Source organism: Mesorhizobium sp. M1E.F.Ca.ET.041.01.1.1 (assembly GCF_003997355.1).
In the GTDB taxonomy this organism is placed as follows: Bacteria; Pseudomonadota; Alphaproteobacteria; order Rhizobiales; family Rhizobiaceae; genus Mesorhizobium.
In genome coordinates this window covers 1-11,114 of the sequence record NZ_RZSL01000163.1, presented here as the reverse complement: position 1 = coordinate 11,114, position 11,114 = coordinate 1, and the positions used below count along the sequence as shown (strand labels likewise).

Annotated in this window: 11 protein-coding genes and 1 pseudogene; 5 read left to right on the top strand and 7 right to left on the bottom strand. The window is 61.5% G+C overall.

Annotated features, from left to right (window positions below):
- The 7 genes and pseudogenes from EOA38_RS15665 to EOA38_RS40370 all read right to left on the bottom strand — a co-directional run.
- The coding region (locus EOA38_RS15665) for a 7-cyano-7-deazaguanine synthase (protein ID WP_145965975.1) at positions 1-431 on the bottom strand (431 nt) is incomplete at its 3' end.
- A gap of 214 nt (positions 432-645) precedes the next feature.
- Positions 646-1,371 (bottom strand): amino acid ABC transporter ATP-binding protein, encoded by a 726-nt coding sequence (locus EOA38_RS15660; RefSeq protein WP_126090154.1) that lies wholly within the window; start codon positions 1,369-1,371, stop codon positions 646-648.
- Positions 1,349-2,008 (bottom strand): amino acid ABC transporter permease, encoded by a 660-nt coding sequence (locus tag EOA38_RS15655; protein WP_126090153.1) that lies wholly within the window; start codon positions 2,006-2,008, stop codon positions 1,349-1,351. Before EOA38_RS15655 ends, EOA38_RS15660 begins: the two co-directional genes overlap by 23 nt.
- Before the next feature lie 10 nt (positions 2,009-2,018).
- The gene (locus EOA38_RS15650; RefSeq protein WP_126090152.1) at positions 2,019-2,690 is read right to left on the bottom strand and encodes an amino acid ABC transporter permease; all 672 of its coding nucleotides are present in this window, start codon (positions 2,688-2,690) and stop codon (positions 2,019-2,021) included.
- A 13-nt stretch (positions 2,691-2,703) separates the two neighbouring features.
- Positions 2,704-3,474: a transporter substrate-binding domain-containing protein gene (locus tag EOA38_RS15645; protein WP_210211983.1), complete on the bottom strand. Its 771-nt coding sequence runs from the start codon at positions 3,472-3,474 to the stop codon at positions 2,704-2,706.
- Between the two features lie 1,698 nt (positions 3,475-5,172).
- On the bottom strand, positions 5,173-5,571 hold the full coding sequence (locus tag EOA38_RS15640; RefSeq protein WP_127299619.1) for a hypothetical protein: 399 nt from the start codon (positions 5,569-5,571) through the stop codon (positions 5,173-5,175).
- Positions 5,572-5,886: 315 nt separating this feature from the next.
- Positions 5,887-6,249 (bottom strand): annotated as a pseudogene (locus tag EOA38_RS40370) (transposase); the annotation flags it as partial.
- 185 nt (positions 6,250-6,434) lie between these two features.
- Between EOA38_RS40370 and EOA38_RS15630 the strand changes: the two are divergent.
- The 5 genes from EOA38_RS15630 to EOA38_RS15610 form a co-directional block, all read left to right on the top strand.
- On the top strand, positions 6,435-7,181 hold the full coding sequence (locus EOA38_RS15630) for a FadR/GntR family transcriptional regulator (protein WP_127299618.1): 747 nt from the start codon (positions 6,435-6,437) through the stop codon (positions 7,179-7,181).
- A 44-nt stretch (positions 7,182-7,225) separates the two neighbouring features.
- Positions 7,226-8,200 carry a sialic acid TRAP transporter substrate-binding protein SiaP gene (locus EOA38_RS15625; protein WP_126090147.1) on the top strand — a complete coding sequence of 325 codons (975 nt, stop codon included), beginning with the start codon at positions 7,226-7,228 and terminating at the stop codon, positions 8,198-8,200.
- A gap of 83 nt (positions 8,201-8,283) precedes the next feature.
- Complete coding sequence (locus EOA38_RS15620; protein ID WP_126090146.1) at positions 8,284-8,850, top strand: TRAP transporter small permease; 567 nt, start codon at positions 8,284-8,286, stop codon at positions 8,848-8,850.
- Between the two features lie 4 nt (positions 8,851-8,854).
- Positions 8,855-10,261: a TRAP transporter large permease gene (locus EOA38_RS15615; RefSeq protein ID WP_127220356.1), complete on the top strand. Its 1,407-nt coding sequence runs from the start codon at positions 8,855-8,857 to the stop codon at positions 10,259-10,261.
- Positions 10,258-11,114: alcohol dehydrogenase catalytic domain-containing protein (locus EOA38_RS15610; RefSeq protein WP_127299617.1), on the top strand; the 857-nt coding region annotated here is incomplete at its 3' end. The genes EOA38_RS15615 and EOA38_RS15610, both read left to right, overlap by 4 nt.

The window sequence follows — 11,114 nt, the reverse complement described above, 5'->3', positions numbered from 1 at the left end:
TGCATGGCCTCGAAGGCTTCGACGAAAGCCGGGCGGCAGCCCGGATAGATGAAATGACCCCCGCCGTGGACCGCTGCCGCCACGGCATCGGCCTGTTCCGCCGCGGCTATACCAAAGGCTACCGCCAACATGATCGCGTTGCGATTGGGTACGACAGTGACGCGCATGCTGTCTTCCGCATAGTGCCCCTCGGGGACCGGGCCGCCGCTGGTCAGCGCCGATCCCGTCAGGAGGCGTCCGACCGCGGTGATATCGACCACGTCGTGCGGCACGCCGAGGCGCAAGGCGCACATCCGCGCAAAGTCCAGCTCCTTTTTATGGCGCTGGCCGTAGTCAAACGACACGAGACGGGTGAGGGCTCTTTCGGCTGCGACCTTGTAGGCGAGCGTGACGGAATCCAATCCGCCGGAACAGATAACGATTGTCTTCACCAGGCTTCCTTGTTTTTACCGGGTAGGCTGCGACCGGATCGGCTCACGTGCCGATGGACGTTTAGCGGATCACACGGGTAGGGGCGCCATCCGCGAAGCGGACGGAACGCTCCATCCACTTTCCGGCGCTACAAATAGCCAGTGTTGTGCCGATGTCAATGAGCGCGCCGCGGTCGCATCGCCCGCCTGATCGTCGTGACAATCTGCATGACGTCTAGTTCGCTCCAAGGAACTGCCTGAGTTCCGGCGTTCTGGGATTGGCGAAGACCTCACCGGGGGCACCGATCTCGTGGACGCGACCCTGATGCATGAAGACGACGCGCGAGCAGACATCGCGTGCGAAGCGCATCTCATGCGTAACCATCACCAGCGTCATGCCTTGCGCGGCCAGTTCCTTGACGACGGCCAGCACCTCGGCGACGAGCTCGGGGTCGAGCGCCGAAGTGATCTCGTCGCATAGCAGCGCGATCGGCTGCATGGCGAGCGCCCGGGCGATCGCCACACGCTGCTGCTGGCCGCCTGAAAGCTCGTCCGGCAATGCGTCGAACTTGTGGGCGAGGCCGACGCGGTCGAGCATCTTTCGCGCGACCGCCTCGGCATTCTTTTTCGGCGTCTTCTTCACCACCATCTGCGACAGCATGACATTGCCGCCAGCCGTGAGATGCGGGAACAGGTTGAATTGCTGGAAGATCATGCCGACCTTTAGGCGCAGGGCCTTGAGATGTGTCTCATCGGGCAGCAACTGGACGCCGGCGACGACGATCGAGCCTTCATCGATAGTCTCGAGCCCGTTGATGCAACGCAGCAGCGTCGACTTGCCGGAGCCGCTCTTGCCGATGATGGCGACGACCTCGCCTGGAGCGATATCGATGGAAATACCCTTCAGCACCTCGTTGTCGCCGAAGCGCTTCTTCACCTCAGTGATTGCGATGAGCGACATGGAGCTTCCTTTCCAGCAGCTGGCTCAATTTCGACAGCGGCCAGCACAAGGCAAAATATATGAGCGCGACCAGGCCGTAGACCGTGAACGGCTGGAACGTGGCGTTGGTGACGATCGAACCGGCCTTCGACAATTCGACGAAACCGATGATGGAGGTGAGCGCAGTGCCCTTCACAACCTGTACCGAAAAGCCGACCGTCGGCGGCACCGCCACTTTCAGCGCCTGCGGCAGGATGACGTAGCGCATCTGCTGGAGATAACCCATGCCAAGGCTTGCTGATGCCTCCCATTGCCCTTTGCCGATGCTCTCGACGCAACCGCGCCAGATTTCGGCGAGGAAGGCGGCGGTCCACAGGACGAGCGCGACAGTCGCGGCAAGCCAGGCGGGAACGTCGATACCGAACAGGCCAAGGCCGAAGAAGGCGAGAAAAAGCTGCATCAAGAGCGGCGTGCCTTGGAACAGTTGGATATAGCCGCGTGACAGAAGCCGCGTCTCACGCCGGCCGCCGATGCGCAGAAAAAGCAGGGCCGTGCCGACGATGCCGCCACCGATGAAGGAGACCAGCGACAGCAGAACGGTCCAGCGCGCGGCCAGCAGCAGGTTGCGCAGGATGTCCCAGAAGGTGAACTGGGTCATGGCGCATGTCTCATCGTGACGCCTTCCTCGGGAACAGCATCCAGCCCAGGCCGGCCAGTAGCTGGCGCAGGAGGATCGCAAGGGCCAGGTAGATCAGGGTCGAGACGATGTAGGTTTCGAAGGCTCTGAAGGTGCGCGACTGGATGAAGTTGGCGGCGAAGGTCAGGTCCTCGGCGGCGATCTGCGAAACCACGGCCGAACCCAGCATGACGATGACGACCTGCGACGACAACGCCGGCCAGATGCGCTGCAGCGCCGGGACCAGAACCACATGCCAGAAGGTCTGGAAGGGGCTCATTGCGAGGCTGGCACCGGCTTCGAACTGGCCGCGCGGCGTAGCCTGGATGCCGGCGCGGATGATCTCGCAGCTATAGGCGCCGAGGTTCACGATCATGGCGAGGTTGGCAGCGGTCAGTTCCGACATCTTGATGCCGAGCGACGGCAAGCCGAAGAAGATGAAGAACAGCTGGATGAGGAAGGGCGTGTTGCGGATCAGTTCGACATAGATCGTGACAACGGGTTTCAGCCACCTCGGCCCGAGGGCGCGGACCCAGGCGCAGGCAATGCCCAGCGCCACGCCGAATGTCGCGCCGATCAAGATGAGCTGCACGGTGATGCGGATACCCTTGAGCAGTACCGGCAAATAATCGATCAGCCAGCCGAAATCGAAGTGAGAGCTCATGATTAGCCGGGGATCACAGATCCGCCGGCAGGTCGACCTTCAGCCATTTCTCGGAGATTGCATTGAGGGTCCCGTCGGACTTGGCGGCGGCGATGATGCCGTTGATCTTGGCCATCAACGCCGGCTCTTGCTTGTTCATGCCGATATAGCAAGGCGAGTTCTTGATCAGGAATTTGAGTTCGGGCCGCTTGGGCGGGTTCTTTTCGATGATGGCGGCCGCGACGACATTGCCGGTCGCGATCACATCGACCTGGCCTGAAAGAAAAGCGGAAATGGTGCCGTTGTTGTCCTCGTAACGCTTGATATCGGCGCTCGCGGGCGCGACCTTGGTCAGTTCGAGGTCTTCGATCGCGCCGCGGGTGACGCCGACGGTCTTGCCGGCGAGGTCTTCGGCCTTGGCGACCGCGACATCTGCCGGGGCGAACACGCCGTTGTAGAAGGGGGCGTAGGCGCTGGAGAAGTCGATGACCTTCTCGCGATCCGGGTTCTTCCCGAGGCTCGAAATGACTAGGTCGACCTTGTTGGTCTGAAGATAGGGTATGCGGTTGGCGCTGGTGACCGGGACGATTTCGACCCTGGCGCCGAGCTTTTCTCCGATCAAATTAGCCATATCAATATCGTAGCCTTGCGGTGTCATGTCGGCACCGACACTGCCGAAGGGCGGGAAATCCTGTGGGACGGCAATGCGGACGGTGCCCCGCGTGCCGATGTTGCTCAAAGCGTCAGCCCGCGCCCGCGGAGACGGAGCCATGGCCATTCCAACCAGGGCGGCGAAGGCCAGCATGCACAGATTGCGACGGTTCATCTTTCCCTCTTTGACTGAACGAAACCGATTGGTCGTCAGGGCCAAGCAACAGCCGTGCCAAACCGTCGAAATCAGCGCGAATCGGGCTTTCCCAATAGATTTGGATCGCCTCCATCACCCTGCGATGCACCCAGCAGGCAGGCGGCCTAAATATTGTGCAGGCGGCTGGCGTGCCGCGTGCACCATCAGTCTGCTCGGGCAAGCTTTAGGGCCATTCGGACTTCCGACCGACGAGATTTTTGCGCCTGACTGTGAGCCGTGGCATCGCAAGCGGGGCTGTCTCGATCAGGCCTCTAAGTGATCTCCCGAAAGGCGGCCATGCCCTATGGACAGGCTCGGAACCGCCTGTTCTCAGAGTCAGACTCGGACTTGAAATTCCGATGTTCAGACTTTTTGGTGTTGGAATTCGATTGCCAGACAGGCGTCTGGCTTCACGGTGGATTCCGCGGCCATAACGAGCTTCATCGAGACAGAGCAACCCAGCCCGGCCAGAACGGCTTCCGCTATAGCATAAACGGAGTTGAAGGCATGCTAAACACCTAGGCACCGCCGGCCCGCAAGCTAGAGAGCATTCGTAAATAGTAGGCCCGGTTCACCTCGAGATTCCGCTCGTTTGTGATTAGCGAAGCAGCTACGTGAAAAGCGCTTGAGCCTAGGTAGGCGACTGCGCGGCGACCAAACGCCGTTGGCGGAGAAGTTGCGTCCTCATAAAGCCGGCGGCCGACGCATACTGATTAGGGGGCGGGTTGGGGTACATGAAAACGTCGGCCGCCGGTATTCGGCGGGGGTGCGTCGTCAATGACGCAGGCTCAGGGTAGGCGCGACGGAAGCGCCTTCAATCAAGATGCCCTGGTATGGTGAATATGCCGTTACTATCCACAACCCTCATTCGCCATATAGGGGCTAAGCATCCTAACATAAATGCGCGAAGCTTCGTGCTACGGTGCCTGTGGTTTGTGCGACACCGGATCCGCCCACCACAAGCCAAGCTGCCCATCACATCATAGCGTGTGCCTTCCGGCCGAAGGTTTGTCGATAAGCGTCGAGCGGCAGAGCTGCCTGTGGCGAAGGCTGTTAGCTTGTATACCATCCCGGGTAAGCAGAAAAGTCTAACTAAAATTAGGCTTGTCTAAATGTTATAAATATTATGTGTGTGCGGCTACAAGGGGGCACCTGACAACTAATCACGGCTATGTTACCGATTTTATTGTAGGAGTAGAGCGGTGACGATCGCAGCAATCCCACACAGCGGCGGAATCTTATGGCCTCGGGCGCCATGCCGGCTTCGACGATTTTACTTGTGGCGACGTGAGGAAACTACTGCGGCGCGTCGTTTTGTAGGCCTGCCCCCTCACACTTTCGCGGGGAAGATGGGGACAGCCTCAATCGCATTCATGCGTACATTCGGACGGATGGGAGCGAAAGATTTCTTTGCGCCTGGCTTCAATCCAAGCTTTATCAAGGTAACCGCAGCAGATCTCAAGGTTATCAAGCAGCACGGCAGACAAAATCATCAGCATAAGCCATCCACCCGACGGACGCCAGCTCATGAACCCCTGCGATCATCTGAGAGCTCATGACTGATTGGCCCGTATAAACAGGCACTCGTGCGCGGCGAGCCCTGGGCTCACTCCGCGGCACGTGCCATTGGTGCACCGATGTTGATCGAGCCGGCAGTTACTTAATGCCAAGAGCGTCCTTGAGTTCTGCCAGTTTTTTCATGCACCCTTGTTCGTCTCCAGCTTGGGCCATCTTACTGGCTTCAGCCATCAGTTCGCTGGGATGTTCGGCGCTTTGAGCGCTGCGGTTGCCAGTCACTTGCTCCTGATGAGGAGTTGTTGGCTTCACAGTTCCCGCCGTTGATCCAGTAACCTCAGTATTGCCGCCCTGCTGCTTGCCGGCCAGGACCTCGGCTTGGTGCTTCGTCGCCGGAATACCCGACTTGTTAGTGACTGCGCCCGTTTCGGCAGTGATGACATTTGGCTCGAGTGCTTTCAACTCCTGTGTGCAGTTGGCAAAGGCCGGCGAAGCGATCGCTAAGATGAACGCCGACGCGATGGCTATTCGTATAGACATGTGCACCTCCCAATAGCGACTTGGTTCCTAACGAGGAAACGGCCCCACTCCTCGGGGGTTCCTCAAATCGAAAAGCGCCAGGAGGAAGGTGCCTGGGTTCCGCTCAACCTCGTCGGCCCGGAAGGTCCATTGCAATGCGGCCAACGGCCTAAGTCGCGGGGCACATCGCTATCGTGCCGGCAGCACCTCGTCGGCCTGGCCTCGCCGTCAAACAGCATTTTCCGCTTATCCAGGAAATGGCGAATGAAGGTGCTTTCCGTGCGCATTTCGCAAAAGCCGGACAGGGGTTCCGTTAATTTCCGGACAGTGGTTTCGCTCGGGAACCGACACCGCAGTCAGTTCGCCGGCGCGCAATAGCTGGGCAAGGGCAATGGCGTCTCGGCGATTCGTCTTCACCCGATCGTCTGGCTTCCTCGGTACAACGGCGCAACCACGGTGCATTCATGCCCGAGCGACTGGATCAGGCGATAAAGGCCGTATCCTGTCGGCCTAGCCTCGTAGCAGAAATGCACGTGATCAAAGCGGCTGGCGATCCGGCCAATGACCCGCCGCATGCTGGCTACCGACGCGTCGACCTCACCGAAGAAGCGAACTTCTCCTTCCCGGACCGCCTCCGCAATAGTCGTTCTTCAGCTTCGCAACATCGATTCTGACAAATGCTTCTCTATAGTCCGCCACGGCTCGTCCTCCTGTGGTGAGGATCTGCTCGGCCCCTCGGACACGCAGTGTAGGGTGAGCCACCTCACCGAGGCGGACATACGGTCTTACGGTTGACTCGCCACCTCTTTTGCGACACTTTGAATTGGTCAGGCCAATTTACCGATTCATATTGGCTTGGACATTGTCTGGGAGGTTGGGCATCGATGCCGATCGAAGCCATCGTTCCGCGCCGGCTGTACCGGCAGGTTGCCGATCAGCTTCGGCAATTGTTCGACAGCGGCGAATACGCGGCCGGTGATCGCCTTCCCACCGAGCGTGAGCTGGCCGAGCGCATGGGCATTTCGCGGCCGACCATCCGCGAGGCGCTGATCGCGCTTGAAGTCGAAGGCCGCGTCCGCATTCGGGTCGGCTCGGGAATTTACGTGACCGAGCCGCCCCGCTCGGCTCCGATGCCGAGCGCCGGAGAAGGGCCGTTTGAGCTTCTGCGGGCCCGCGAATTCATCGAAGGCGCAATTGCCGAGGAAGCCGCCCAGCATGTGAAAGCCGAGCATATTCGCATCCTGGACAAGCTGCTCGGGCGGATGGACCGGCAGCGCCACCCGACCAGGACCACGATTTCACTCGACCGCGAGTTCCATACGGGCGTTGCGGCCATCCTCGGCAATGCCGTTCTCGTGCGCGTCGTCGGCGAATTGTTCGATCAGCGCATGAATCCCTATTTCGAGCGGCTTTCGAGCTATTTCGAGGATCGCACCACCTGGCAGGCGGCTTTGGAGGAGCACCGTGCGGTGCGCGACGCGCTCGCGGCGCACGACGCCAGCGGAGCGAAGGCCGCCATGCGGCACCATCTGCGGCTGTCGCAAGAGAGGTTTTCGCGCAATTTCGGCGAGGGGTCCGCTGTCGCGAAGACGGCGGGGAAGAAGGAACCGCCCATCATTCACACGGAATGACCGGGCGGCAGTTCGGACGATCATCACAGGGAGGAGATCTTGCCATGAAATTCCGATACGCAGCAGTTCTCGGCGCCATCGCCGCACTCGTCTTGCCGTTCTCGGCTGCATCGGCGCAGACCGTGTTGAAATGGGCGCATGTCTACGAAACGTCCGAACCGTTCCACACCGAATCCGTGTGGGCTGCGCAGGAGATAGAGAAGCGGACCAACGGCCGTTACAAGATCGACGTCTTCCCGGCCTCGCAGCTCGGCAAGGAAGCCGACATCAATCAGGGCCTGACGCTCGGCACGGTCGATATCATCATCTCGGGCTCCAGTTTCGCCGCGCGCGAATACCCGCCCATCGGCGTGACCTATTTCCCTTACACGTTCCGCAATGCCGATCATTTGCTCGCCTACACCAAGAGCGACATCTACAAGCAACTCACGAAGGGCTACGAGGAGGCCTCTGGCCACCACATCGTCGCGACCACCTATTACGGCACGCGCCAGACGACCTCCAACCGCCCGATTGAGAAGTGTTCCGACATGCAGGGGCTGAAGATGCGCGTTCCGGACGTGCCGGCCTATCTGGCCATGCCGCGGGCCTGCGGGGCCAACACCACGCCAATCGCCTTCGCGGAAGTTTATCTGGCGCTGCAGAACGGCACGGTCGAGGCGCAGGAGAATCCGCTTACCACGATCGAAGCCAAGAAGTTCTACGAGGTCCAGAAGAACATCGTGCTGACCGGCCACATCGTCGATCATCTCAACACGATCGTCTCGCAGTCGCGCTGGTCGCAGCTTTCGGACGAGGACAAGGCGATCTTCACCGAGGTCATGCAGGAGGCGGCCGCCCGGGCCACCAAGAAGATCGTCGAACGCGAGCAGAAGCTCGTCCAGTTCTTCAAGGGCAAGGGCTTGACGGTGACCGAAGTCGACAAGGCCGATTTCGAGAACGCCGTGATGGAGAAGGTGAAGTTCGAGGACTTCGGCTACCGCAAGGCGGACTGGGAGGCGATCCGCGCCGTCAAGTAGCCAGCCCAAGGGCCCGGCGCGGCAGGCGCCGGGCCCTTTCCCGACAGAAGCCAGAATAGTCCCGTTCCGCTGGAGCCGTACCGATGACGCAAGAGGTCCACACCCAGGTCACCGCCGAAGAACTCGCCCACTCCTTCGAGGAGGAGGCAGCGCCCGTCGATCTGTCCCGTTATGCCATCGAGGATTGGGTGACGCTGGCCGCTTTCTGGGGCATGGTGGTCTGCGTCTTCCTGCAGTTCTTCACCCGCTATGTCTTGAACAACAGCCTTGCCTGGACCGAGGAGGTCGCGATCAACTTTCTCGTGGTCGTCGTCTTCCTCGGCGCGGCAATGTGCGTGCGCCTGTCGCGCCATATCCATGTCGACGTGCTTTACCACTATCTGCCGGCGGCCGGCGGGCGCTTCCTCGCCCTCTTCGTCGACGTCGTCAGGATCGGCTTCTTCGGTTACATGTGCGTGCTGATGTGGCGATACGTGTCGATCGTGGCCCGGGAACGCATGACCACGATTGACCTGCCGCGTAACGTCTTTTTCTACGCGGTGCTCGCCGCTTTCGCCCTCATGCTCGTCCGGTCGATCCAGGTCTTCGCGGGAAATGTCAGACGCGGCTATTCCGTGCTGGAGCGCCCTGGGGCGTTCGACGGGATCTAGGCCCATGCTTCTTCTCATCGGCTCCTTTCTCGTCCTCATGCTCGTCGGCGCTCCGGTGGCGGTATCGATGGCGACGGCCTCGCTGCTCTACCTCGTGATCTATGGCGTCGCGCCCGACATCATCACCGCGCAGCGCATGATCGCCGGCGTCGAGAGCTTTCCGCTGCTCGCCGTCCCCTTCTTCATCCTGGCCGGCAATCTGATGAACATCGCCGGCGTGACGGGCCGCATCTACAGCTTCGCGCTGGCGCTCGTCGGCTGGATGAAGGGCGGCCTGGCGCAGGTCAACATCATCGGCTCCGTGATATTTTCCGGCATGTCGGGAACGGCGCTCGCGGACGCCGCCGGCATCGGAACGATCGAGATCAAGGCGATGAAGGACCATGGCTATCCGGTCGAGGCGGCGGTCGGCGTGACCGCCGCTTCCGCGACGCTCGGCCCGATCTTTCCGCCGTCGCTGCCCTTCGTGATCTATGGCATGATGGCGAACGTATCGATCGGCGCGCTGTTCATGGCCGGCATCCTTCCCGGCGTCGTGATGACCGCGTTGATGATGATCACCGTCGCGATCTTCGCGCATCGACGGGGCTGGGGCTCCGACACGCCTTTCGAATTGAGGCAATTGGCCGCCGCGTCGGGCGAAGTGCTGGTGGTGTCCTGCTTTCCCGTCGCGGTTTATTTGCTCATGCAGACGGGGTTCTCCATCAACGCCGCGGTCGGTCTGTCGCTCCTGGTTCTCATTGCGGCCGACTGGTATTTCGACTTCTCGGCCGTCATGGCGCTGATGACGCCGGTGATCCTGATCGGCGGCATGACGATGGGCTGGTTCACGCCCACGGAAGCGGCGATGGCCGCCGTCATCTGGTCGCTCTTCCTCGGCCTGGTCCGCTATCGCTCGATGACGTTCAGGACGCTGGCCAAAGCCAGCTTCGATACGATCGAGACGACCGCATCCGTCCTGTTCATCGTCACCGCGGCCTCGATCTTCGCGTGGCTGCTGACGGTCAGTCAGGCCGCGCAGGCCTTCTCCACCTTCGTGTTCGCGCTCACCGACAACAAATGGGTGTTCCTCATCCTCGTGAACATCCTCATGCTGCTCGTCGGATGTTTCCTCGACACCATCGCGGCGATCACCATCCTCGTGCCGATCCTGCTTCCGGTCGCCGCGGTCTACGGCATCGACCCGGTCCATTTCGGGTTGATCATGACGCTCAACCTGATGGTTGGCCTCTTGCACCCGCCGCTCGGCATGGTGCTGTTCGTGCTTTCGCGGGTCGCAGGCCTCTCGGTCGAACGCACGACGATGGCGATCCTGCCCTGGCTCGTGCCGCTGCTCGTCGCGCTGATCCTGATCACGTTCCTGCCGGCGATCACCTTGTGGCTGCCGATACAAATGGGGCTCGTTCGGTGAGCGCCACCACGGTCGCGGCGACGCTGTTCGGTCCCGGGGATCTGCGCCTCACGCAACGCGAGCTCAGCGCGCTGGCGCCCGGCATGGTGCGCGTGCGGTTCGGGGCCGGCGGCATTTGCGGATCCGACCTGCACTATTTCCGCCATGCCCGGACGGGCGACTTCGTCGTCACCTCGCCGCTGATCCTCGGCCACGAGGTCGCCGGCGAGGTCATCGAGGTCAATGGCGAAGCCGAGGGGCTGAAGGCCGGCGACCACGTAGCCGTCAATCCGTCGCGCTGGTGCGGGTCCTGTCCGCGCTGCCGCGAGGGCCGTCCCAATCTCTGCGACAACATCTACTTCATGGGCTCGGCCTCGAAGACACCGCACATGCAGGGCGGCTTTGCGCAGCTGTTCGACGCGACAGCGGCGCAATGCGTGAAAGTGCCGGCGGGTGTGTCCTTCGCCGCCGCGGCGCTCGCCGAGCCGCTGGCCGTCGGCCTGCACGGGGTGGCGCGGGCAGGCGATGTGAAGGGCGCGCATGTGGCGATCTTCGGCGCCGGGCCGATCGGCCTGCTCACCATGCTGGCAGCCAGGCTCGCCGGCGCCGGCGGAATCACCGTGATAGATATCGCGGCCGCACCGCTCGCTTTCGCCAAGACCTTCGGCGCGGATCGCGTCATCGACATTTCCGGCGGCACTGACGAGCTTTCTGCGGCGGCGAGCCGGGCTCCGTTCGACACCGTCTTCGAGATTTCCGGGACGGCGGCCGGGCTCGTATCGGCGATCCGCAACGTGCGCCGGGGCGGCACGATCGTCCAGGTCGGCAATCTGCCCGGCGGTCAGCTTCCGCTTCCCGCCAACACGGTCATGGC